We start from the raw sequence: 22,084 nt of genomic DNA, 5'->3' as shown, positions 1-22,084 counted from the left end.
GCTACAAACCCAGCAACTGCTTCACCGCCGGCCACTGCCGGCGGCTCACCGGCAGGCGCTCGGGCACGTCGGTGAGCAGCACCTCCCAGTGCCCCTCACCCTCCCCCCGTTCGCCGTCATTGACGCGCTCCACGCCACTCAGGGCCGCGCGCGCCACCAGGCTGTTGCGGTGGATACGCAGGAAGCGCTCGCCGAACTCCTGTTCAAGCTGCACCAGGGTTTCATCGAGGAGGTATTCGCGCTCCGCCGTGCGCGCAGTAACGTACTTCTGCTCCGCCTTCAGGTAGAGCACCGCGTCGACGGGGACGAGCAGGATGCGCCCGCGCTCGCTGACGCTGAGGTGGCGGCGCGCGGAGGGCGCCAGCGCGGCCAGCGTGCCTTCGGCAAGGGGCGCACGCTGGCGGACCTTGCCCAGCGCGGCGGCGAGGCGCTCGGCACGCACCGGCTTGAGCAGGTAATCGACCGCCGCCACTTCGAAGGCCTGCACCGCATACTGGTCGTAAGCGGTGGTGAATATCACCGCCGGCGGCAGCGCAAGGCGCTGGAGGTGGCGGGCGAGTTCGACCCCATCCATCACCGGCATGCGGATGTCGGCCAGCACCGCATCGGCCTGGGTGTGCTCCAGCAGGCGCACAGCCTCGGCACCGTTGGCGGCCATGCCGACCAGCTCGGTGGGCACTGTGGCAGCAAGATCGCCGAGCAGATCGCGCAGACGGCTGCGCGCCGGCGCCTCGTCATCGACAATGAGTACCCGCAAGGGTGGCTGCGGCGCGCTCATGAGGGCCTCCGGCAGGGCATGCGGATACGCACGCGGTAACGCCCGTGGCGGGCCTCGGTGTCCAGCCCGGCTTCGAGGTCGAAGAACAGCATCAGACGTTCGCGGATGTTCTCCAGCGCCATGCGGTTGCCTTCATGGTGATCGGCCTGCTCGGCCACGGGATTGTCGACCTCGATGCGCAGCTCCTTGCCGCGGCGGTAGATCTGCACACGGATCTCGCCGCCCGCAGCGGCCGGCTCGATGCCGTGGTAAACCGCATTCTCGAGCAGCGGCTGGAGCAGCAGGGGCGGCACCAGGGCATCACGCGGACAATGCTCGGTCTGCCAGTGCACCTGCAGGCGCTCGCCCAGGCGCAGGCGTTCGAGGTCGAGGTAGTGCTCGCACAGGCGCAACTCGTCATCGAGGCGCACCAACTCGCGGTTCTCGCGCATCTGCACACGGAACAGTTCGGCCAGTTCCTCCAGCGCGCGCTCGGCACGGCGCGGGTCAGAGCGTATCACCCCAAGCACGCCGTTGAGGCTGTTGAACAGAAAGTGGGGGCGGATGCGTGCAGTCAGGGCCATCAGCCGCGCCTCGGTGAGCGCAGGCGACAGCAGGCGGTTGCGGTAATCGAAGTAGCCCAGCCCGAGCGCAGCCGCAGCCACCGCCCACAGCACCCAGCGCAGCACGCCTTCCCCGCCGCCGACCAGCTCGCCGGCCAGCATCCACGCCACCACGGCAACCGCTGCGGCAAGCGCGAGCACCGCCACCACCGCCCAGCGCACGGGCAGACGCACCAGCAGGGGGTGGCCAATGTAGAGCAGGGCCGCGGCATACAGAAGCGGCAGCTCGAGACGCCCGGCAAAGGCGATGAAGTCGGACAGGAAGTCCGTCAGGGCCTCGCCGGTGATCAGCACCGTGCCCACCGCGAGCAGGTTGATCAGCAGCAGCAGGCGCAACAGCACACCCAGATTGCGGAAATCCGGCAGCACGCCGCCTGCGGCAGGAGAAGAAGGCTTTTGCTTTATACTTGACATCGCTCACGCCGGGCCGCCCATCCCTGTGCGCCGCCCGCAACACCGCCGAATCCGGCGCCAACACCCACGCTGCCCTCATTATGACAGATACCTCCTCCGCGCAACCGGCCAAGGCCTGGTCGGGACGCTTTTCCGAACCGGTCTCCGATCTCGTCAAACGCTACACCGCATCGGTGTTCTTCGACCAGCGCATGGCCGAACAGGACATCCGCGGCTCGCTCGCCCACGCCAGGATGCTTGCCCGCCAGGGCATCATCGGCACCCAGGATCTGGCCGACATCGAGCGTGGCATGGCGCAGATCCGCGACGAGATCGCGCGCGGAGAGTTCACCTGGAGTCTCGACGACGAGGACGTCCATCTCAACATCGAGAAGCGCCTCACCGCGCTGGTCGGCGACGCCGGCAAGCGCCTGCACACCGGGCGCAGCCGCAATGACCAGGTCGCCACCGACATCCGCCTGTGGCTGCGCGACGCCATTGACCAGATCCTGGTGCTGATCGGCGACTTCCAGCGCAACGTACTCGAACTTGCCGAAGCGCACGCCGACACCCCGCTGCCGGGCTTCACCCACCTGCAGGTCGCCCAGCCGGTGACCTTCGGCCACCACCTGATGGCCTACTGCGAGATGACCCGGCGCGACGCCGAGCGCTTCGCCGACTGCCGCCGCCGGGTCAACCGCCTGCCGCTGGGCAGTGCCGCACTGGCCGGCACCAGCTATCCGATCGACCGCGAATCCGTTGCCCGCGAACTGGGCTTCGACGAGGTCTGCTACAACTCACTGGACGCCGTCAGCGACCGCGACTTCGCCATCGAATTCTGCGCCGCCTCCGCGCTGCTGATGACCCACCTGTCGCGCCTGTCGGAAGAGCTCATCCTGTGGATGAGTCCGCGCGTGGGCTTCATCGACCTCGCCGACCGCTTCTGCACCGGCAGTTCGATCATGCCGCAGAAGAAGAACCCCGACGTTCCCGAACTGGTGCGCGGCAAGACCGGCCGCGTCAACGGCAGCCTGATCGCCCTGCTGACCCTGATGAAGGGCCAGCCGCTGGCCTACAACAAGGACAACCAGGAAGACAAGGAACCCCTCTTCGACACCGCCGACACCGTCATCGACACGCTGCGCATCTACGCCGACATGATGGGCAGCCGCATCGACGAGAAAACCGGCGAACGCGTATTCAACGTCCGCGTCAAGGCTGCGGCGATGCTCGGCGCGCTCTCCCAGGGCTACGCCACCGCCACCGACCTGGCCGACTACCTGGTCAAGAAGGGGCTGCCCTTCCGCGACGCCCACGAAGCCGTCGCGCTGGCCGTGCGCGCAGCCGAAGCACGTGCATGCGACCTGCCCGACTTCACGCTGGACGAACTGCGTGCGGCGATGGCTGAAGTCAATGGCGCCGCGGAACGCGTTGGCGAAGACGTCTTTGCGGTGCTCACCGTGGCCGGCTCACTGGCGTCGCGCAATCACGTCGGCGGCACCGCCCCGCAGCAGGTGCGCGCCGCAATTGCGCGCATGCGCAGCAGCCTGGGCTGAACCATCTCGCGTCGGTTTTTTTTACACCCTGCTCAGGGCCATCCCCGAGTACACCGTAATTGACTGATACAAAAGGATAAAAATACCAAGGAATTGCAGGCTCGATCCTTGCTAATCATGAAGCATGTCACGCCCTCGACCATATCGGGCTGGATTTCTCTGCCCGATTGGCGACAATAGGATCATCCGTTTCGAATGGCCGCACACATGAAAACCCCTGCCCCTGACACCCAGCAAGCCAGCCCCGCGACCCCGACCTCCACGGCCGGCCGCCGCCGCGTGCTGCTCGCCGGCGGTGCCAGCACGGTGCTGCTGTCGGTAAAGACCGGCAGTGCCCTGGCGGCAGGGCGTTGCGTCTCACCGTCGGCGTACTCCTCGATCAGCGCGCTCACCCACGCCAGTCAGAAGCCCATCGAGTACTACCCGGTGTGCCAGTCGCACGGCTACTACGGCAACGGCGGCATTTCCAAGCACGAGCGCCAGCAGCGCTGGGGCGTGGTGGATTTCAAGACCGCCACCCTGTCCAACCGCGGCTTCACCGCCACGGCCAACTTCCCGGCCACCACCAAGCTCCTCGACATCCTGCAGAGCGTGCCCTACCGCGCCGACGAAGGCGACCTCGTCACCGTCTACCTGGACGCCATCAACGGCCGCAGCACGCCCTACATCAGCGTCGACAACGTCCTCGACATGTGGGCGATCATGTTCCGCGGCTCGGCCTTCAGCAGCGGCCCCTTCAGTGGCTGGACACCCTCCGACGTGCGCAACTACCTCAACCTGGTGGTCAACTGACAGCCTCCGCAGGTCTTGACCGCCCCACCCGCAGTACCCCTCCCGCTGTTTGCCCTGCGCCCGCAGTGGCATGTGCATTTCCATGACGACGACAGTTGCGTTGCCTTTCACCCGCACAGCGGCGACATCCTCGCCCTCACCCCGGGTGCCGGTGTCGTCCTCAGGATACTGCGGGACGGCCCTGCCAGCATCGCTGAGCTCGCCGAACGTCTGCACACACTCGACACCACCCTGCGCACCGACGATTGCCTGACGCACTGCCAGCACATCGTCGACGAACTGCTCGCCTCAACCCGCCTGATCGAGCGCCCGGACAGCCATGAAGCTCGCTGAACTGTCCCCCGCCGCGCTCGCCGGCCGCCTGCACGATGGCCTCATCCTGCACACGCCGCCATTCAGCTTCCGCCTGCGCAGCCCGCTCGCACATCTTCACCAGGCACTGCGGCTGGCCTACGCCGACTACAGCATTGCCGCAGACGGCGCCTACGACTTCGACCTCCACATCGCACCGGTCTCCGGCCCGCGGCGCTGGCTGCGTCCGCTGATCCGCATCGAAGTCGACGGCGCCCGCCCCTTCGAGGTGCTGCCCAGCGCCCATGCCTTTCCATTGCTCGAATGGGCGATGAACTGGTGCGTGACCTCCACCGCCCACCACTACACCCTGTGCCACAGCGCGGTACTCGCCCACCGCGACCGCGCGGTGCTGCTGCCCGCCCCGCCGGGCTCGGGCAAGAGCACGCTGTGCGCCGCACTGGCGCTGTCGGGCTGGCGCCTGCTCTCCGATGAACTGGCCCTCATCGCCCCCACCAGCCTGGCCATCCACCCCTGCGTGCGCCCGGTAAGCCTCAAGAACGCCTCCATCGCCATCATCCGCGAGCGTTTCCCCGCCGCCCGCCTGACCCCGGAGGTCTTCGACACCATCAAGGGCACCGTCGCCCACCTCGCCCCGCCTGCGCTCGCCCTCGACCACGCACACGTCCCCGCACGCCCCACCTGGGTGATCCTGCCGCAGTACCGTCAGGGCGCCACCACCACGCTGCAGCCCCTGGTGCGCGCCGAGGCCACGGCGGAGCTGGCGCGCAACTGCTTCAACCTGGTCGGCATCGGCACCCTGGCGTTCGACACCCTCGCCGGCCTCTGCGATACCGCACAGTGCTACCGCCTCGAATACGCCTCGCTGGACGAAGCCATCGCCCTCTTCGGCCAGCTTGCCACCGCATAATGAGCCCCCCCCGCCCCCTGCTCCACCGCGTGCTCGCACACCCCGCCGAGGCCGCTGCCCTCGACGACGCCGGCTGGCATCTGCTGGTCGGCCAGGCGCGCAGTGCCGCCGTCCTCGGCCGCAGCCTGAGCGCCGTCGCAGCGCGCATTGGCGAAAGCGCGCTGCCGCCCTGTGCAGCCCATGCCCTGACAGCGGAAAGGAATCTGGCCGCCCACCGCTGCGCCTGCCTGCGCTGGGAAGTGGAGGAACTCGCCCGCGTACTCGCCCCGCTCGGCGTACCGGTGATCCTGCTCAAGGGCGCGGCCTACGTCATCCAGGGCCATGACTGGGCGCACTGGCGGCATTTCGGCGATATCGACATCCTGCTGCCGGCAGCGACCCTGCCCGACGCGGAAAGACTGCTCGCGGTCAATGGCTGGATACACAGCAAGCGGGACGACTACGACCAGGCCTACTACCGCCGCTGGATGCATGAACTGCCACCACTGCAGCACCTCCTGCGCGGCACCGCACTCGACGTGCACCACACCATTGTCCCGCGCACCGCGCGCTATCACCCGCCGGCAGAAAAGCTCTTCGAGAACGCACAAGGCCTGCCAGCCGATGACCGCCTGGCCACGCTGTCGACAGCCGACCAGTTTCTCCATGCCGCAACCCATCTGTTCACGGAAGGCGAAACGGACATGGCACTGCGCAACCTGGTCGATCTGCATGACCTGCTGTGTTCGGGCTCCGCACAGGACGCCGACGGCTTTGCTGCCGCGCTCTGCGAGCGCGCTGCAACGCTGGATCTGATCGCCCCGCTGGCACTCGCCGCTCGCCATCTGCACCGCCAACTGGGCTCGATGGCGGCCGCCGCTATCAACGCTGAACTGGCCCGCAACAAGCAGATCCGCGCCTTTACCGGCACACTGGACTGGATGTTCGACGCCGCTTTCCGCGGCCACCACCCCAGTATGCGCAGCCGCAGCCTGGGCTCAGCCAGCGCCCTGCTCTATCTCCGCGGACACTGGCTGCGCATGCCGGCAAGGCTGCTGGTCGCTCACCTGACCCGCAAGCTGCTGCGCCTCAGCGGCAACGGCAAGAACGCCCCCTGACCTGCATCCTCTTACCAGCACTCGGTAATCGGCTTGTCGCCGGTACGGGTGCGCGCGCCGGTTTCGTCGATGCGCAGGGTACCGCAACCGCCGACGTTGCCGTCCCGGGCCAGTTGCACGCCCTGCGGCACCGCCTCAAGACGGAAGGTTCGCGGCGCAGTAAACGCCGGGTCAAGTTCGATGGTGTAAAAAGTGGCGAGGTTGCTTTCCGTACGACACCCCCCTGCCGGCAAGGCGACCGCGACCGCCGCCGGAGTCTGGTCATAGCGCATGTTGGTGGTGTAGAAGCGCTCCATGAACTGCGCCATTTCCTGCAGGCAGGCCTTGGCCTGGCCGCGGCGGCTCTTGGTGATGTACTCGTTGTAATTGGGGATCGCGATCGACGCCAGCAAGGCAATGATGGCGACGACGATCATCATCTCGATCAGGGTAAAACCGCGCGCACGCTTCATTTCCGTATCCTGTGAAGAAGGGCCTGCACATGCAGGCCCCTGAATCAGCACTCCGTCGTCAGCGCACGATCTCACGCCAGGACGACCAACCTGCAACACCGCCCCCACCCGGAGGGTTATTCAGCCGGAAGCTCTCCCGTGCAGCACTGTCATACGTACCCAGCATGAAGGTCTCGCCTTCCTCGTTGGTATAGAAGAGCATTTCGTTGGGGCCGCTGGTATGGCGAACGATGGAGCGCCCGCTGAGGAACATGGGATTGGTCAGACGCGCGCCGGAGAAGGGGCTTATCGCCAGAGTAAAGCCGGTGCCCTCCGGTTCGCAGGGATCGGAAGAGTCGGGAATACGCACCGTCCCGAACAGTCCGCCCAGCATGATCCGATTGGATACCAGCATGCGGGCGCCGCTCTCGACAAAGTCCACATACCAGCCCTGCTTGCCTTCCATGTCGGCGCCCGAACTCGCCTCTGTCTCACCATCGGCCTGTATCGTACGCTGCACAAGCTCAGTAGCACGATCGGTGATCGTGGTGCCGCTGTCGATCAGCCCATACCAGGACTGCACGGTAGTGTCAGTGAGGTCGGCCTGGTTGAGGTACCGCCCGGTACCGAAGAACACCCAGCGCTTCAGCGTCACCGGCTGCACAGCCACGTACGGGGCAGCGCTGATCGGCTGCACCTGATTGGCAGCATTCCTGGCGGTGAACAGCAAGCCGAGGGACTGCGTGGAGTCCAGATCGGTGAAGCGCCAGACGTTGCCAAGCAGATCGCCGCCATAGACGGTATCGACAAACCCGTTGCCATTCGTATCGCCAGCAGTAATCCCCGTAAGACCGTTGTTGCCCGTCGCGCCGGTGGGGATGACGTCCACCGCGCCATCGCCGATCTTGATCATCACCAGGGCCGACTCGCCGTCGCTGCCGTTCGGGCCGTTGGGCAACAGTACCCGCCAGTCGCCATCGGCGATCTGCGCGATCACCGGATCACCGATGACATTGCCAAGCTCCGGAATCTGCGCAGCAGTCTTTTCCCACAGCAACTGGATATTCTCCGGATCGGTAATGTCCAGAGCGTACACCGCGCGCGCGCCGCGCCCCATGGTACCGATCAGCACCGTACGCCAGGCCAGTACCGGCGACGACGGCGTAGCCGAGTACACCTGCCCCGTGGCCATGCGCCCATCGACAAAATAACGGTGCTCGAAGGCAGGATCGGCAATCGTACCCAGGCCTGAGTCGAACGCCGCCGCAGGAACGAAGGCGAACATCTCGGTCCCCGCCCGTTCGACGACATTGCTTGCGTCATCGAGCTTGTCCGTGACCCGGAACGCGTGCAGCATGCCATCGTTTCCACCGGCGAACAGCACCGCGGGACGGGCCGAATTGGCCGTAGCGAACGCCGGGTAGCTCGTTGCCCCAAGGAAGGTGCGGCCCTCGAAGAGTGCGTCACTGGGCGCCCCGACGTACTCCGAGCGCGAGTTGATGAAGGACCCCAGAACCTGCTCACGATCACGCAGGGTGCCGCCCTGGGCGATTTCCTTGTCGCGGGCGCCGCGGATGTAGTTCATCACATCGACAGAATTCCCAAGCGCCGCCTGCTGAGTTGCGGTCAGATTGGCCCAGGTCAACGCCCGCAGCGCGGTGCCGGTATTGACGCGGATATTGCGCAGATTGTGGGCCGGAAGCTCTTCCAGCGCCGACCACTCCGGGGTGGCTCCGATGGTGCCGGTGGAGGTATTGAAACTGAAAGCCTGTACATCGCCGTGCCAGTTGCCGCTGTAATACAGCGTCTGAAAGACCAGCGAGCCGGCAATACTCTCGTCGGAAATGTTCAATCCCGCGCCGGAGCCACCCAAGCCCTCGATGGCTTTCAGGGCATTCGTTAGCCCCTCTTCCAGAGCGGCGGGGTTAGCCGCCACAATGAACTCGCCCCGAGAATTGACCGCGGCATGCCAGAGGTCGTCAATCTTCCGATCGGCGCTTCCACTGTGCGGATCAGGCCAGTCCCTTGTTCCAGCGGCAATCTCATCCAAGGCAGTATCGGGATCAAGGGTTCCACGCAAGCCAATGGAAATACCGAATGTAACCATATGCTGCCAGAACGCCGGGTTTCCGGCGCTGACCGGCACGTTGTTACGCATGTATTCCTCCGTACGCAAATCGTGCTTCCAGTAATACATCGCCACATCCGCCAAGGTACGAGCCTGGCTGTCGAGAAAAGGGCGCTCCGGTTGGTACTGGAAGACCGTTCCGTCCGGATGTTCAATTTCCGGCCCCGCTAGATTGTCGTTGTTCGCGGCAACATCCGCCGAGACCGGATCAGAACCGTTCCAATAGCCATCGGTGGTCAGGATGGCAAAATTACGGCGGCAGGACAGCTGGGCACTGCCCGACTCCGGGCCATAGGGTCCATTGGCGTCGGAACGCATGTAGTAGTTTCCGGTTGCCTCCAACGCCCGGCGCAGCGGTGTACCGCCACCCGCTGTTGCCCCAAAAAGCCTTGAGAACCAAGTCTGGCGATTATCCCCCGAAAACAAACCATTATCATTACCCACAGGAATGTCGAGCGCAGTCCGATTATGAATAGTGCGGAACCCAACGCGAAAATCCTCGCCCAATCCAACAAAGGCGCGGCTAACCCCAGCCTTCGCCATCTTCATCCGGGTTCGGTAAAAGTGATACCAGTTCGCATAGTTTTGCCGTTCTTCGGCAATAGTACGGGTAATCGTCGTCCCGTTAGGCAAATCCCAGCTGAAGCTGGCCACCGCAACACAACCGCTATTATCGTCGCATCCCCCACCCGTACCACTTGTGTCGTTCGTGCAATCCATACAGAACGCGACTGCGCGCGCATCGCAACGGTTGGCCGTACCATCTGAATTCAGGCGCCAGCGGTAATAGTTGTTACCATTACGCAGGTTGAAGCTAGGATTATTAGGCTCTTTAGGGACGTGAAAGCAACGATTCTGCGTGGTCAGATCCACTGAGCCCGTCAGAAAACGCTTGCTGGCTGTGGTTCCCCCGGAGACACTACTCGGCAGGGGTTCACTGTAAGGCGTCATGCCAGAAGGAACTACCCACGGCTGATAGGTGATGTGGGGGTTGTAGTAAAGCGTGTTGATTGGATAGGCCGTATAACGAATATTCGGCCCTGACGTCATCGACGGAACCGAATCCGGCATGTAATTCCAGTCCATCGACCCCGAGTCATCAAGAATGAACATGATGTTCGGCGGAATGGGCTGCGGCACCACCAGCGGCATCTGGTCGATGGCCACTGTGGCGTAGGAAGCGCTGGCCGAGAGCAGCGCGACGAAGGTCGCACACAGGCTGAGCGCCGCACGGCGGATGGCGGCCGGGCAGAGAGTGGTGACGGATATGGGTGACATGATGGAACCCCCCGAACTTCAGGTTGAGGCGATGCCCGTCAGATGTTGACGCGCACCACGGTTTGCAGCACGACGATGGCACGGCCGTCCACGGCGCCGGGATTGGCGCTGCGCACGGTGACGCGGTAGAAATTGGCGGGCGGACGGACGATGGGCGGCGGGCAGGCGCGCTGCTGGCACTCGGCACTTTCCCAGCCGGTGGTTTCATCCTCACCGCTGTCGAAGCCTATCCAGGCGATGTGGTACTGCGGCACCCCCTGGACGAGTCCGGCGGAAACCTGAAAGGCTGCCGGCACGTTGGTCCAGTTGGTGTTGTCGTTGGCCCAGGCGGTGGCCGGCACGATGGGGCAGGCCGCTGCGCTGACGCGGCAGTCGATGCCGTTGAGGGCGACGAGATCTTCAGGATTCGCCTCAATCGCCGCTTCCGCCGCACGCAGCGCAGATTCGGCAACCTGGAAGGCCAGGTCGCGGTCGTAGAGGTTGGCGCTCATGCGCTCCTGCAGGGTGGTGTTGCGGATGCTGGACAGACCAACCAGCGAAATCACCACCAGCAGCAGCAGGGCGACGATCAGCGCGATGCCGCGCTGGCGCGAGGGGGTAAGGAAGCGGGAGTTCATGACACGCGGTTCCTGATGGCGACGGTCTGGGTGACACGGCGGGTAAGGCGGTCTGCCGCTGCGCCGGTCGTCACCCCGGCATCGGGGCCGACCAGATCGAGAGTGATGCGCACGGCGGTGACCGTTGCCCAGTTGACGACGGCAGCAGGCGCAACGTATTGGTTCGCGCCCTGCACCATGAATTCGAGTTGCATGTCGTCGACCCCTTCGATCAACTCGTCCGCCGCAGGTAGCGCATTCACCAGCGCGACACGGTAAAGCGAGCGCCCGCCCTGCTGATCGCAGGGCACGCGGTTGTTGCAACCGACGTACCAGCCTACCGAGTTGTAGCGGTAGAGGGCGGCGTTGATGGCATAGGTGCCGATATCCGAGGTGCCGTTCTCCTCGTCGTCGCCTCCACCTGAGGCATGTCCGATATCGGTATTCCCGGCACCGCCTACGCTGGTCACGCGGAAGATGCTGTAGCGGGCAAAGTCACAGACAGCAGCGATATCCGCCGTGCCGATGCCGTCGACATTGGCATCCAGCGTCAAGGTCGTTCCGGCAAAGTCGTGAGCCGTCACCACGCTGCCCTGCCCTGCGGCGTAGCTCATGTGAATGGCATGGGTCCCGGCAGCACGATCCCGCTCGCCAACGCCGAAACCACGAAATGGGTAAGCCACAGCATTATCGAAAGCCACAACGCCGTACGCTGAGCCCCCAGCGTAGGTCATCCACCAGGCAGCGTTGGCGCCGTTGAGCACATTGACCTCGGTGAGGTTCTCACCGCAGCCACTGCCACCCGCCTCGCGGATGTCGCGCGCCATCAGGTCGAAGGCGAGGCGGGCGTTTTCCTGCACGCGGCCGAGGTTCTCGCCGGCGTTGTAACTCACCCGGTTGGCGAGGAAGACGCTGACCACTGCGCCAAGGATGATCAGGCCCAGCAGCATGGCGATCATCAGCTCGACCAGGGTGAGGCCGCGCTGCCCGGTTGCCTGCGGGCGGGACGAGGAAACGGAGATTGGCATGTTCATAGCCGTACCTGGGTCTGCAGAATCATCTGGGCGTTGCCGCCAGTGGCGCGACTGTCGTTCCAGCGACTCTCGACGGTGCAGACGCCGGTGGCCGCGTCGCAGTTGATCGATCCGCACGCATCCTGGCCAAGATGCTGCTCCAGCACGCCGAGCCAGGCAGTGCGGTCGGCATCGGCCTGAGATGCGTTGCCGGGTGCGGCCCAGCACGCTGCGGGGCCGGGAAAGGCGATGTTGTAATCCCCCGCCCGTGCCGGGCCGAGGTTTGCCCGCATGGCGTCGATGATCGAATGATTGACCATTACCGCCAGACTGCGCTCGCTGGCGCTTTGATTGTTGCGCAGGGAGCTGGCCTGCAGGGCGGCCATGCCGAGCAGGCCGATGGACAGGATGACCAGGGCAATGAGCACTTCCAGCAGGCCGACACCACGCTGGCAAGTGGCCGCCCGCGCGCCCCTGTCAGGGGTTGGCGACTGCACCGGTGCAGGCGTTGAGGACAATCGCTGTTTCAACACGTTCGGTCTCCATGCGGCTGCCGCCGCCGCGGACGTTGAGATTACGGCTGTTCTGCGGGGGGTTGTTTACCGGCGCGCAGATACGCAGGCGGCCGACGATGGGCTGCCCCGCATTGCGGGCCAGCGAATCGGCGCCAAAGGTGAGGACGGTACCCACCGCGGGAGAGGTCTCCACGGTCAGGCGGTTGTCGATGGTGCCGCTTCTGAGCAGCGGGTTGGCCAGGCCGGGGGCGACGACGATCCAGTTTTCCCAGGGGTCATCGACGGCCGAGCAGACCGCGTCCCCCGGGTTGTCGGCGCGACAGAAGCTCACCGGCGCATTGAGGCGGATGGCTTCACTGCGGGCCAGCTGCAGCGCGGCAAGCAGCTCGTTGGTCTGCCCGGTGAGGCGGTTGCTGACCAGCATGGCCTGCATGTTGGGCACCGCAATCGCGGCGAGGATGCCCAGTACGGCAACCGCGATCATCAGCTCGATGAGCGTGAAGCCGCCGGAACGCCCTGGAGTGGGATGCCTTGGAGTGGGAGGCCTTGGAGTGGAATATGAAGGCATGTCTGCCATGTCACCATTGAGTGGAGCCTGATGACATTCTAGACAGTGCGCACGGCATGCGGCGGTGGGTGCGACGAACGCGCGCCGGCGGTGGATGAATGGCGGGTGTGGAAGCCTCACCCGCCATTCATCGGGGTATTACTGGGGGGCAACGGCCCCGGCGTCCTGCAGCATCTGCAGCAGCTCACCGCTGTCGAACATCTCGCGCATGATGTCCGAGCCGCCGACAAATTCACCGCCGACGTAGAGCTGGGGGATGGTCGGCCAGTTGGAGAATTCCTTGATGCCCTGGCGGATGGCGTCGTTCTCCAGCACGTTGACGGCGGCGACCTGGCTGACGCCGCAGCGCTTGAGGATCTGCACGGCAGCGGCGGAGAAACCGCACTGGGGGAACTGCGGCGTGCCCTTCATGTAGAGCACGACGGCATTGCTGCTGACCTGTTCGCGGATGAGGTCCTGGATGTCCATGTATTGCCCCGCAATAAACTTGAGTGAAAAAGTCGGGTAAGTCTAGATTGCCGCGCCGGCGGCGTCAATGCGCGGCTCAGGGACGGCCCGGCCAGCGCCCGCCGGTGACCCGCTCGATGCCGGCAAGGTCGGCCCAGGAGTTGATCGCGCTGAAACCGGCGTCGGTGAGCAGGCCGCGCACGGCAGCGGCCTGGTCGTAGCCGTGTTCGAGAAGCAGCCAGCCGTCGTCGTCGAGATGGGCGGGGGCGGCGGCGACGATGTGCTGCAGGTCGTCGAGTCCCTCGGCACCGGCAGCGAGCGCGCTGCGCGGTTCGAAACGCACGTCGCCCTGGCTCAGGTGAGGGTCGCCGGCGGCGACGTAGGGCGGATTGCTGACGATGAGCTGATAGCGCTCGCCGGCCAGCCCTTCGAACCAGCTCCCCTGCATGAAGGAAACGCTCGCCCCCAGCCGCGCGGCGTTGCCCATCGCCACCCACAGCGCCTCGCGCGCGGCATCGACGGCGGTGATCTCGGCGCCATCGAGTTCGAGCGCCAGGGTGATGGCGATGGCACCGCTGCCGGTGCCGAGATCAAGGATGCGCGGGCGGGGATGGGCGCCACCGTGCGCAAGGGCAAGTTCGACGAGCAGCTCGGTTTCCGGGCGCGGGATGAGCACCGCCGGCGAAACCAGGAAGCTGCGTCCGAAGAACTCGCGCTCACCGGTGAGGTAGGCCACCGGCTCGCCGTTGACGCGCGCCTCGACGAGGGCGCAGTACAGGCACCACTGCTCCTCGTCGAGGGGGCGCTCGGGGTGGGCGGCGAGGTGGGCTGACGGGCAGCCGAGGACGTGGCGCAACAGCACCCGCGCGTCGACGACGCCGATGCGCGCGCGCGCCCACGCCAGCGCGGTGGCGATCGGCGGCGGGGCGAGGGGGCGCTCCACCTCAGTCACCGGCAAGCTCGGCCAGTTGTGCGGCCTGATGCTCGAAGGTGAGCGCGGCGAGCAGTTCGTCGAGATCGCCATCCATCACCGCATCGAGCTTGTAGAGGGTGAGGTTGATGCGGTGGTCGGTGACCCGCCCCTGCGGGAAGTTGTAGGTGCGGATGCGCTCGGAGCGGTCGCCGCTGCCGACCAGGCTCTTGCGCGTGGCGGCCTCGCGGGCCTGCTGTTCACGCACCTGGGCGTCGCGGATGCGCGCCGCCAGCACCGCCATGGCCTGGGCGCGGTTCTTGTGCTGGGAACGGTCGTCCTGGCATTCGACGACGATGCCGGTGGGCAGGTGGGTGATGCGCACGGCAGAGTCGGTCTTGTTGATGTGCTGGCCGCCGGCGCCGCTGGCGCGGAAGGTATCGATGCGCAGCTCGGCGGGGTTGATGTTGACCTCGGCGAGCTCGTCGGCCTCGGGCATCACCGCCACAGTGCACGCCGAGGTATGGATGCGCCCCTGGGTTTCGGTGACCGGCACGCGCTGCACGCGGTGACCGCCGGATTCGAACTTCAGCTTCGAGTACGCCCCGGCGCCGCTCACCCGCGCAATGACCTCCTTGTAGCCGCCAAGCTCGGACTCGCTGGCGGAGACGATGTCCACCCGCCAGCGCTGGCGCTCGGCATAGCGCGCGTACATGCGCAGCAGGTCGCCGGCGAACAGGGCGGCCTCGTCGCCGCCGGTACCGGCGCGCACTTCGAGGAAGAGGTTGCGTTCGTCGTTCGGGTCGCGCGGCAGCAGGGCGCGCTGCAACTCGCCATCGAGCTCGCCCATGCGCGCCTCGCCGGCATCGATCTCGGCCTCGGCCAGTTCGCGCATCTCGGGGTCGGCGAGCATCTCGCGGGCGCTGCGGCAATCGGCCTGTGCCGCCTCATACTGGCGGAACAGGGCCACCACCGGCTCGATGTCGGCACGCTCGCGCGACAGGGCGCGGAAGGCGTTCATGTCGCGCGCGGCCTCCTCGGAGGCGAGTTCGCGGTCCACCTCGGTGAGGCGGGCGGCGAGCTGTTCGAGTTTGTCGCGGATGCTCTGCTTCATGGCTGGATGCAATGACGATGCGCCACCGGGAGGCGTGCCGCGACCGGCGGCGGCCTCCGCGCAGCGTGCTAGTCGTCGGCGGAAAGGTTGAAGATCTGCCGCACCACGCGCGCCGCCTCGGCCTGCTGCGCGCCTTCGGAGTGGTTGAGGAAGCGTGTCGGGCCGTGCACCAGCTTGTTGGCGAGGCCATGGCTGAGGGCATCGAGCACCGCGCGCGGGTCCTCGCCGCGGCCAAGCTGACGCAGCGCACGCTCCAGTTCGGCCTGGCGCAGCGCCTCGGCATGCTGGCGCAGGGCGCGGATGGTGGGCACTGCATCGCGGGCCTGCATCCAGTGGATGAAACCATCGACACGCTCGTCGATGATCCCCTCGGCCTCCAGCACGGCCTGCTGGCGGGATTCGAGCCCGGCATCGACGACCTGGGCGAGGTCGTCCACGGTGTACAGGAAAACGTCGTCGAGGGCGCCGATCTCAGGTTCGATGTCGCGCGGCACGGCCAGGTCGACCATCACCATGGGGCGGTGGCGGCGCACCTTGACGGCACGCTCGACCATGCCGAGGCCGACGATGGGCAGCGGCGCAGCGGTACAGGAGATGACCACGTCGAAGCGCGGCAGCATCTCGCCGATCAGGTCGAGGCGCAGGGTCTGCGCCCCGAAGCGCTCGGCCACGCCCTGGGCGCGGGCTTCGGTGCGGTTGGCGACGGTCATCGAACGCGGTTGCGCGCCGGCAAAGTGGGCAGCACACAGTTCGATCATTTCGCCGGCGCCGATGAACAGCACGTGCTGGTCGGCCACGCGCTCGAAGATGCGCTCGGTGAGATGCACGGCAGCGGCGGCCATGGAGACGATGTTGGCGCCGATGGCGGTGGTCGAACGCACCTCCTTGGCCACCGCAAAGGTATTCTGGAAGAGCTTGTGCAGCAGGGTGCCGAGGGTGCCGGCCTCCTCCGCGCGGCGTGCCGCCTCCTTCACCTGGCCGAGGATCTGCGGCTCGCCCAGTACCATCGAATCCAGCCCGCTGGCCACCCGGAAGACGTGGCGGATGGCATCGCGCTGCGGATGTGTATACAGATAGGGAGCGATCTCTTCCAGGCTCAGGGTGTGGAAGCGCGCCAGCCAGTCGGCCGCCGCCTGCGGCTGCTCGGTGGCGAAATACATCTCCGTGCGGTTGCAGGTGGACAGGATCGCCGCCTCGCGCACCGCACTGGCGCGGGTGAGGTCGTGCAGGGCCTCGTCGAGCCGCTCCGGACGAAAGGCCACGCGCTCGCGGATGCTCAGCGGAGCGGTGTGGTGATTCAGACCAAGGGCGTAAAGTTGCATGGGCGCGGGAGAGGCACGGACGAGGCGCATTATAGCACCCCTCGCAAAAGCTCAATAAACAGCAAAATCAATAGCTTGCATTACACACTCGGACGCCCTGCGGGCATCTCCGCGCGGCATGCAAGGCGGCGAGTATAGCCCAGCGCGTTCCCGCAACCATGGCGATTCGCCCGCCCGCGGGCGTTTTCCGCATAATACGGCCCCGCTCCCGCTTTTCCGCCGCGGTCACCACCATGCCCAGCCCCGCCCTGCTCTTCCACCTCTTTGCCGACCTGCTCACCCCCGGCGTGCAGGCACGCGTGGCCGAACCGCAACTGAGCATGGACGACCCCGACGCCGCGGCGGCCTTCCATGACGCCGGGCGCAGCGACGGCCTGCTCGCCGCCAGCTACCTCTACCACGCCATCCAGGCCAGTGCGCAGATCCCGCCCGCAGCCCGCGTGCTCGACCTCGGCTGCGGCCCGGCCAACCAGCTCGCCGTCATCGCCGACATCTGTGCCGACGCCCGATTCACCGGCATCGACGCCTCACCCGCGATGCTCGAGCTCGCCGCGACCACGCTGGAGCGCTGCGGCCGCAACAATGTCGCCCTGCACGCCGGGCGCATGGAGGCGCTGGAAGGCTTCGCCGACGCCAGCTTCGATGCGGTGATCTCCACCGTCAGCCTCCACCACCTGCCCGACTGCGCAAGCCTGCACGCCTGCATGCGCTCAGTGCGCCGCGTACTCAGAGCAGGCGGCGGCCTCTACCTGGCCGACTTCGGCCGCCTCAGCCGCCAGCGCACCCAGCACTTTTTTGCCCACGAACGCAGCGCCGTCCAGCCACCCCTGTTTACCGCCGACTACTACAACTCCCTGCGCGCCGCCTTCAGCCTCGCAGAGTGGCGCGCCGCCGCACGCCATGTCGGCAACGGCGTGCGTATCGAGCGCAGCTTTCTGGTACCCTTCATGGTGGTCCTGCGCACGCACCCGGGATACGCAGTGGACTGCGCCCGCCGACAACGCGCGGCGGAGCTGTGGCAGGCCCTGAGCCGGGCCCGCCAGCGCGACCTGCGCGACCTCGCACGCTTCCTGGGCCACGGCGGCTACGCCCTGGCCTACCCGCCGTGGCGCCCGCAGCACCGCTGACACGGCAGGATCCGTGGGCAGCAGTCGAGGGCCGTGGAAAAGGACGGGCCTGTTGTCCGGAAGGCCGTGTGCAAGACTATAATGCGCGCCAGGGCGGTGCAGCCGGATGGCATGCCACCGCCGCAGTTTCTCACTACCGCTTTGCTATTTCATAGGCTCAGTATGCTGGAGAGTGTAGCGATCCGATAACGCGGCCCCGAACTTCGGGCTGTCAGTTATCGCCATGCAGACAAGGGCGCGACCACCCCGCCAGGGGCGGTCGCTGTCATGCATTTGATCGCTTTCAGGCTCTCCAGAATGAACCTTTCCAGGCCAGAGCAGAGGACACTGCACGTCCTCGCAAAAGGCGGCCGCATCGTGCACAACCGCGATGACAAGGGCCACATCTTCTCCGTCGACTGCTACACCCGCGAAGGCTTTCTTCTTGCGGACTGCACCCTTGCAGTCTTTCTGAAGCTGCGCGGCAAGCGCCTCGTCAGCTCGAAAGACGGGCATCCCTACCGGATCAACGCAAGAGGTCTGCGCGCGGTCCGGCCGCAACCCGACAATCAATGAACCAGCGCATGCGGCCACCCGGGGGCCGCTCGCACTCAATACATGGACATCGACATGAACAGCACTTTCACCTGCAGCGCGCAGGATCACACGCTGCCGATCAGCATCCGCCCCGAGAACGCAGCCGACCATCCCGCCGTCGACGCAATGATCCGCGAGGCCTTCTGGAACCTCTACAGACCGGGCTGCGACGAGCACTACACCGCCCACCTGCTCCGGAATCACGAGGACTTCCTGCCCGAACTGACTTTTGTTGCCGAAGTCGATGGTCAGATCATCGGCAGCATCATGTACGCCCGCTCCTGGGTGACAAATGAAGCGGGCGAGAAAGTGGACACGCTCACCTTCGGCCCCCTGTGCGTACACCCGGCATGGCAGCGCCGCGGTGTCGGTACGGCGCTGATCGAACACACCCGGGCGTTGGCCGTGCAGCGCGGGTATCCGGCCATTCTCATCCTCGGCGACCCGCACAACTACTGCAAGCACGGCTTCAGGACGGGCAAGGACCTCGGTGTCAGCATGGTCGATGGCCGCTATCCGCTCGGCCTGCTGGTACTGGAACTGCGTCCGGGCTTCTTTGCCTCGAGCCCGCGCTGGGCCTTCCAGCCCAGCCCGGTGTACGAGTTTGACGCAGCTCAGGCGGAAGCCTACGACCTGCGCTTCCCGCCCAAGGAGAAGAAACACCACTACTCCCAGGAGCTGTTCTCAATGCTGGTGCGCGCAGTGGTCGACTAAGGCAAGGCAGCCCGGCACCCAGCCGCGAAGGCGGCGCGGAGTGCCGAAACCGCGGTGCGCGGGCGGCGGTGAGAACGCCGGAAAGCAGTCCGCCCGCGCTCGCGCCAACATCTCCGGAATTCATCCCCGGCATGCTCAGACGAAAAAAAACCAACCGGAAACGGTTGGTTTTTTAGTGTTCTGGTGGCCAGTCGCGGAATCGAACCACGGACACGCGGATTTTCAATCCGCTGCTCTACCAACTGAGCTAACTGGCCAACGAGGTGCGCATTATAGCGGAGCGGAGCGCGCTGTCAAACCCTTTGCGGGCGTTTTCAACGCCCTGCGCCGGACAGCGGCTCACTCGCCCTGCGCCAGGGACTCACCCAGGCCGACGGGGGGCTGGGTGGCGAGCTGACTGCGCGGGAACACCACCTGGGCGATGGTGCCCTGCCCGGCAGGGTTGGGATTGAGACTGACGGCGGCGCGGTGCAGTTCGGCAATCTCCTGGACGATGGGGAGGCCGAGGCCGGAGCCATCGACGCCGCTGCCGAGGACACGGAAGAAGCGCTCGAAAACGCGCTCGCGGTCGGCCTCGGGGATGCCGATACCGTTGTCCTCGACCTCGAGGATGGGGGCGCCGGCGTGGCGCGTGCGGGCGGTGACGCTGCCGCCACGCGGGGTGTACTTGATGGCGTTGTCGACGAGGTTCTTGATCATCTCGCGCAGCAGCACCGGGTTGCCCTCCACCGGCAGCGGCGCACCGGTGCCCTCGACGCCGAGGTCGATGTTCTTGGCCAGCGCGCGCGGGAAGATGTCCTGCGCCACCTCACGCACCACGGCCTCCAGATCCACGGTCTCGACAGCGTAGATCTTCTCGAAGCTGGCCTCGGCGCGGGCCAGCGAGAGCAACTGGTTGATGAGGTGACTGGCGCGGTCCGCGCTCTCGGCAATCTGGCGCAGCGACTGGCGCTGCAGCTCGGGGTCGGTCTCCAGCAGAGCAAGGTCGGTCTGCATGCGCAGACCGGTGAGCGGCGTGCGCATCTGATGGGCGGCGTCGGCGATGAAGCGCTGCTGGGCCTGCAGGTTCTCTTCGAGGCGGGCCATCATGTCGTTGAAGGCGACGATCAGCGGTCGCACCTCCTCGGGCACGCTGGCCGGCGGGATGGGCGACAGGTCGGTGGGGCGGCGGCGGCGGATGAGGCTCTGCAGGCGGGACAGCGGCGCGATGCCGCGGGTCAGGCCGACCCACACCAGCACCACGGCAAGCGGGATGATGGCGAACTGCGGCAGCAGCACGCCGGTGACCACGCGCGAGGAGAGGTCGGAGCGCTTGTTGCGCGTCTCGGCGATCTGCACCAGCAGCACTTCGTCCGCGGCGCCCCCCGGCGGCAGGACGAACTGGTAGGCGATGCGCACTTCCTCGCCCTGAATGATGTCATCGCGAAACAGCACTTCCTCCGGCAGCCAGTGCGCCGGGCGCGGCAGACGGGGAATCTCGCCGTCGCCGGTAATCACCGCGCCTTCGGGGCGGGCGACCTGGTAATACAGGGTATCGTCCTGATCGGCACGGAAGAGCGCACGCGGCGGAGCGGGAAAGTTGACCACCACTTCGCCCTCATGGAGCGCGACCATGCGCGCGAGCACCCTTGCGCTGTCAGCCAGCGCGCGGTCATAGGGCTGGTTGGCGATGTTGTCGGCGACGTTGTGGGTGACGATGATCGAGATCGGCCACAGGAACAGCAACGGCGCGAGCATCCAGTCGAGGATTTCGCCGAACAGGGAGTTCGGCTGTCCGGGCGGGCGCGCGGCGGCGGCAGCCTTGCGTTCAGACCTTCGCCGCTTGCTCAGCATCCGGGTTTTCCAGGCAATACCCCAGGCCACGCACGGTGACGATGCGCACGCCGCTGTCTTCGAGCTTCTTGCGCAGGCGGTGCACATAGACCTCGATGGCATTGCTGGACACTTCCTCACCCCAGCCACACAGGTGGTCGACGAGCTGGTCCTTGCTCACCAGACGCCCGACGCGCAGCGCAAACACTTCCAGCAGGCCGATTTCGCGCGCCGACAGGTCGACGAGCTGGCCGTTGATCTTGACCACACGGTCGGCCTGGTCGTAGCTCAGGCAGCCGACCTCGATACAGCGCGGCTGGCCGGTGCCACGCCGGGTCAGGGCGCGCACGCGGGCCTCCAGTTCGGGCAGGGCAAAGGGTTTGGTGAGGTAGTCGTCGGCACCGGCATCGAGCCCCCGCACGCGGTCCTCAATGCCGTCCTGGGCGGTAAGGATGAGCACCGGCATCGCCGACTTGCGCGCCCGCAGGCGTTTCAGCACCTCGATGCCGGGCAGGCGCGGCAGGCCGAGATCGAGTATCAGCAGATCGTAGAACTGGGCCACCAGGGCAGCGTCGGCATCGACGCCGGTGGCGACGTGATCGACCGCAAAACCACCGCGGCGCAGCGTACGCGCCAGACCGTCGGCAATCACGGTATCGTCTTCGGCAAGCAGGATGCGCATCGGATTCCGGGCGTAAGTTATATGTAAGCGCGTGCACGTAGAGTCAGCAGCGCTGTTCTCCTTTACTCGGTCTGAGGGAATGGCTGCCTTGTGGCAGACATTCCGGGGAGCGCCCCGCATTGCGCTGCGGCTGCTCCCCGCCGGCTTTTTTCCCATCCACTCCGGCGATTATCACACGCTTTCCGCCCTTCGGGCAGAGCGCGCAGGGGCCGTTGAGCGCCCTGTAATCGGGATAGGGGGGAGCCGTGAGGCTCCGCCCCTCCCACACCACCCGGCATGCGGGTCCGCACCGGGCGGTTGGAATAGTTGAGGTCGGCATGCAGGGACGAATCCCTTAGCACCGCCTGAAGCTGCTGGTCTCTGATCCGCCGGATTTGGTTCCTCGCTGCCGGAGTGTTTGGGGCTTCACCC

The 22,084-nt window shown here is 66.1% G+C and carries 22 protein-coding genes and 1 tRNA gene; 8 read left to right on the top strand and 15 right to left on the bottom strand.

What is annotated here, in order from left to right:
• Nucleotide 1 precedes the first annotated feature (1 nt).
• Together C8261_RS04020 and C8261_RS04015 are read right to left on the bottom strand one after the other, a co-directional pair.
• Nucleotides 2-778: a LytR/AlgR family response regulator transcription factor gene (locus tag C8261_RS04020; RefSeq protein WP_107492398.1), complete on the bottom strand. Its 777-nt coding sequence runs from the start codon at nucleotides 776-778 to the stop codon at nucleotides 2-4.
• Entirely contained in the window at nucleotides 775-1,749 is a 975-nt protein-coding gene (locus C8261_RS04015) for a sensor histidine kinase (protein ID WP_328588043.1), read from the bottom strand. Before C8261_RS04015 ends, C8261_RS04020 begins: the two co-directional genes overlap by 4 nt.
• Nucleotides 1,750-1,874: 125 nt before the next feature.
• On the opposite strand from C8261_RS04015, the gene argH reads away from it, so the two are divergent.
• The 5 genes from argH (at nucleotide 1,875) to C8261_RS03990 (ending at nucleotide 6,440) form a co-directional block, all read left to right on the top strand.
• The gene (gene argH / locus C8261_RS04010; protein WP_107492396.1) at nucleotides 1,875-3,329 is read left to right on the top strand and encodes an argininosuccinate lyase; all 1,455 of its coding nucleotides are present in this window, start codon (nucleotides 1,875-1,877) and stop codon (nucleotides 3,327-3,329) included.
• A 207-nt stretch (nucleotides 3,330-3,536) separates the two neighbouring features.
• Nucleotides 3,537-4,121, top strand: coding sequence for a hypothetical protein (locus C8261_RS04005; protein WP_146161641.1), 585 nt, complete (start codon nucleotides 3,537-3,539; stop codon nucleotides 4,119-4,121).
• Nucleotides 4,122-4,136: 15 nt separating this feature from the next.
• Nucleotides 4,137-4,454 (top strand): hypothetical protein, encoded by a 318-nt coding sequence (locus C8261_RS04000; protein ID WP_107492394.1) that lies wholly within the window; start codon nucleotides 4,137-4,139, stop codon nucleotides 4,452-4,454.
• The gene (locus C8261_RS03995) at nucleotides 4,441-5,343 is read left to right on the top strand and encodes an HprK-related kinase A (RefSeq protein ID WP_107492393.1); all 903 of its coding nucleotides are present in this window, start codon (nucleotides 4,441-4,443) and stop codon (nucleotides 5,341-5,343) included. Before C8261_RS04000 ends, C8261_RS03995 begins: the two co-directional genes overlap by 14 nt.
• A 29-nt stretch (nucleotides 5,344-5,372) precedes the next feature.
• On the top strand, nucleotides 5,373-6,440 hold the full coding sequence (locus C8261_RS03990) for a nucleotidyltransferase domain-containing protein (RefSeq protein ID WP_181358841.1): 1,068 nt from the start codon (nucleotides 5,373-5,375) through the stop codon (nucleotides 6,438-6,440).
• A gap of 11 nt (nucleotides 6,441-6,451) precedes the next feature.
• Here C8261_RS03990 and C8261_RS03985 read toward each other — a convergent pair whose 3' ends face one another.
• The 10 genes from C8261_RS03985 to hemA all read right to left on the bottom strand — a co-directional run bounded on the left by C8261_RS03985 (nucleotide 6,452) and on the right by hemA (nucleotide 16,762).
• Nucleotides 6,452-6,892: a type IV pilin protein gene (locus tag C8261_RS03985; protein ID WP_107492391.1), complete on the bottom strand. Its 441-nt coding sequence runs from the start codon at nucleotides 6,890-6,892 to the stop codon at nucleotides 6,452-6,454.
• A gap of 58 nt (nucleotides 6,893-6,950) precedes the next feature.
• A complete protein-coding gene (locus C8261_RS03980; RefSeq protein ID WP_107492390.1) occupies nucleotides 6,951-10,277 on the bottom strand; it encodes a pilus assembly protein in 3,327 nt (1,108 codons plus the stop codon).
• Nucleotides 10,278-10,315: 38 nt separating this feature from the next.
• A complete protein-coding gene (locus C8261_RS03975; RefSeq protein ID WP_107492389.1) occupies nucleotides 10,316-10,894 on the bottom strand; it encodes a pilus assembly PilX family protein in 579 nt (192 codons plus the stop codon).
• Nucleotides 10,891-11,901 carry a PilW family protein gene (locus C8261_RS03970; protein ID WP_181358840.1) on the bottom strand — a complete coding sequence of 337 codons (1,011 nt, stop codon included), beginning with the start codon at nucleotides 11,899-11,901 and terminating at the stop codon, nucleotides 10,891-10,893. The genes C8261_RS03975 and C8261_RS03970 overlap by 4 nt, the downstream gene beginning before the upstream one ends.
• Before the next feature lie 2 nt (nucleotides 11,902-11,903).
• Complete coding sequence (gene pilV / locus C8261_RS03965; protein ID WP_107492387.1) at nucleotides 11,904-12,383, bottom strand: type IV pilus modification protein PilV; 480 nt, start codon at nucleotides 12,381-12,383, stop codon at nucleotides 11,904-11,906.
• Nucleotides 12,364-12,885, bottom strand: a complete 522-nt coding sequence (locus C8261_RS03960) for a GspH/FimT family pseudopilin (protein WP_235864829.1) — start codon at nucleotides 12,883-12,885, stop codon at nucleotides 12,364-12,366. Before C8261_RS03960 ends, pilV begins: the two co-directional genes overlap by 20 nt.
• A gap of 222 nt (nucleotides 12,886-13,107) precedes the next feature.
• Nucleotides 13,108-13,437, bottom strand: coding sequence for a Grx4 family monothiol glutaredoxin (gene grxD, locus C8261_RS03955; protein WP_107492385.1), 330 nt, complete (start codon nucleotides 13,435-13,437; stop codon nucleotides 13,108-13,110).
• A gap of 76 nt (nucleotides 13,438-13,513) precedes the next feature.
• Nucleotides 13,514-14,368 carry a peptide chain release factor N(5)-glutamine methyltransferase gene (gene prmC / locus C8261_RS03950; protein WP_235864828.1) on the bottom strand — a complete coding sequence of 285 codons (855 nt, stop codon included), beginning with the start codon at nucleotides 14,366-14,368 and terminating at the stop codon, nucleotides 13,514-13,516.
• On the bottom strand, nucleotides 14,361-15,440 hold the full coding sequence (gene prfA / locus C8261_RS03945) for a peptide chain release factor 1 (RefSeq protein ID WP_107492383.1): 1,080 nt from the start codon (nucleotides 15,438-15,440) through the stop codon (nucleotides 14,361-14,363). Before prfA ends, prmC begins: the two co-directional genes overlap by 8 nt.
• Nucleotides 15,441-15,508: 68 nt before the next feature.
• Nucleotides 15,509-16,762 (bottom strand): glutamyl-tRNA reductase, encoded by a 1,254-nt coding sequence (gene hemA, locus C8261_RS03940; RefSeq protein ID WP_107492382.1) that lies wholly within the window; start codon nucleotides 16,760-16,762, stop codon nucleotides 15,509-15,511.
• A gap of 233 nt (nucleotides 16,763-16,995) precedes the next feature.
• Between hemA and C8261_RS03935 the strand changes: the two genes are divergently transcribed.
• The 3 genes from C8261_RS03935 (at nucleotide 16,996) to C8261_RS03925 (ending at nucleotide 19,179) form a co-directional block, all read left to right on the top strand.
• On the top strand, nucleotides 16,996-17,889 hold the full coding sequence (locus C8261_RS03935; protein ID WP_181358839.1) for a class I SAM-dependent methyltransferase: 894 nt from the start codon (nucleotides 16,996-16,998) through the stop codon (nucleotides 17,887-17,889).
• A gap of 267 nt (nucleotides 17,890-18,156) precedes the next feature.
• Nucleotides 18,157-18,444, top strand: coding sequence for a YjhX family toxin (locus C8261_RS03930; protein WP_235864827.1), 288 nt, complete (start codon nucleotides 18,157-18,159; stop codon nucleotides 18,442-18,444).
• A 54-nt stretch (nucleotides 18,445-18,498) separates the two neighbouring features.
• Complete coding sequence (locus C8261_RS03925; RefSeq protein ID WP_219905137.1) at nucleotides 18,499-19,179, top strand: GNAT family N-acetyltransferase; 681 nt, start codon at nucleotides 18,499-18,501, stop codon at nucleotides 19,177-19,179.
• 181 nt (nucleotides 19,180-19,360) lie between these two features.
• Here the strand turns inward: C8261_RS03925 and C8261_RS03920 are convergent.
• The 3 genes from C8261_RS03920 to C8261_RS03910 form a co-directional block, all read right to left on the bottom strand.
• A tRNA-Phe gene (locus C8261_RS03920) sits at nucleotides 19,361-19,436 on the bottom strand.
• 82 nt (nucleotides 19,437-19,518) lie between these two features.
• Nucleotides 19,519-21,012 carry a sensor histidine kinase gene (locus C8261_RS03915; RefSeq protein WP_107492379.1) on the bottom strand — a complete coding sequence of 498 codons (1,494 nt, stop codon included), beginning with the start codon at nucleotides 21,010-21,012 and terminating at the stop codon, nucleotides 19,519-19,521.
• The gene (locus C8261_RS03910) at nucleotides 20,987-21,673 is read right to left on the bottom strand and encodes a response regulator transcription factor (protein ID WP_107492378.1); all 687 of its coding nucleotides are present in this window, start codon (nucleotides 21,671-21,673) and stop codon (nucleotides 20,987-20,989) included. Before C8261_RS03910 ends, C8261_RS03915 begins: the two co-directional genes overlap by 26 nt.
• Between the last annotated feature and the right edge of the window lie 411 nt (nucleotides 21,674-22,084).

The sequence above is a fragment of the Pseudothauera lacus genome (assembly GCF_003034845.1).
GTDB lineage: Bacteria > Pseudomonadota > Gammaproteobacteria > Burkholderiales > Rhodocyclaceae > Pseudothauera > Pseudothauera lacus.
This window is presented reverse-complemented; position numbering and strand designations above follow the sequence as displayed.

Excerpts from the sequence above, each read along its gene's own strand:
- C8261_RS03995 (WP_107492393.1), top strand. The coding sequence starts at position 4,441 with ATGAAGCTCGCTGAACTGTCCCCCGCCGCGCTCGCCGGCCGCCTGCAC.
- C8261_RS04020 (WP_107492398.1), bottom strand. The coding sequence starts at position 778 with ATGAGCGCGCCGCAGCCACCCTTGCGGGTACTCATTGTCGATGACGAG.
- hemA (WP_107492382.1), bottom strand. The coding sequence starts at position 16,762 with ATGCAACTTTACGCCCTTGGTCTGAATCACCACACCGCTCCGCTGAGC.
- C8261_RS03925 (WP_219905137.1), top strand. The coding sequence starts at position 18,499 with ATGAACAGCACTTTCACCTGCAGCGCGCAGGATCACACGCTGCCGATC.
- prfA (WP_107492383.1), bottom strand. The coding sequence starts at position 15,440 with ATGAAGCAGAGCATCCGCGACAAACTCGAACAGCTCGCCGCCCGCCTC.
- C8261_RS03975 (WP_107492389.1), bottom strand. The coding sequence starts at position 10,894 with ATGAACTCCCGCTTCCTTACCCCCTCGCGCCAGCGCGGCATCGCGCTG.
- C8261_RS03970 (WP_181358840.1), bottom strand. The coding sequence starts at position 11,901 with ATGCCAATCTCCGTTTCCTCGTCCCGCCCGCAGGCAACCGGGCAGCGC.
- C8261_RS04005 (WP_146161641.1), top strand. The coding sequence starts at position 3,537 with ATGAAAACCCCTGCCCCTGACACCCAGCAAGCCAGCCCCGCGACCCCG.
- C8261_RS03915 (WP_107492379.1), bottom strand. The coding sequence starts at position 21,012 with ATGCTGAGCAAGCGGCGAAGGTCTGAACGCAAGGCTGCCGCCGCCGCG.
- grxD (WP_107492385.1), bottom strand. The coding sequence starts at position 13,437 with ATGGACATCCAGGACCTCATCCGCGAACAGGTCAGCAGCAATGCCGTC.
- argH (WP_107492396.1), top strand. The coding sequence starts at position 1,875 with ATGACAGATACCTCCTCCGCGCAACCGGCCAAGGCCTGGTCGGGACGC.
- C8261_RS03985 (WP_107492391.1), bottom strand. The coding sequence starts at position 6,892 with ATGAAGCGTGCGCGCGGTTTTACCCTGATCGAGATGATGATCGTCGTC.
- C8261_RS03980 (WP_107492390.1), bottom strand. The coding sequence starts at position 10,277 with ATGTCACCCATATCCGTCACCACTCTCTGCCCGGCCGCCATCCGCCGT.
- C8261_RS03910 (WP_107492378.1), bottom strand. The coding sequence starts at position 21,673 with ATGCGCATCCTGCTTGCCGAAGACGATACCGTGATTGCCGACGGTCTG.
- C8261_RS03935 (WP_181358839.1), top strand. The coding sequence starts at position 16,996 with ATGCCCAGCCCCGCCCTGCTCTTCCACCTCTTTGCCGACCTGCTCACC.
- C8261_RS03930 (WP_235864827.1), top strand. The coding sequence starts at position 18,157 with ATGCATTTGATCGCTTTCAGGCTCTCCAGAATGAACCTTTCCAGGCCA.
- C8261_RS03960 (WP_235864829.1), bottom strand. The coding sequence starts at position 12,885 with ATGATCGCGGTTGCCGTACTGGGCATCCTCGCCGCGATTGCGGTGCCC.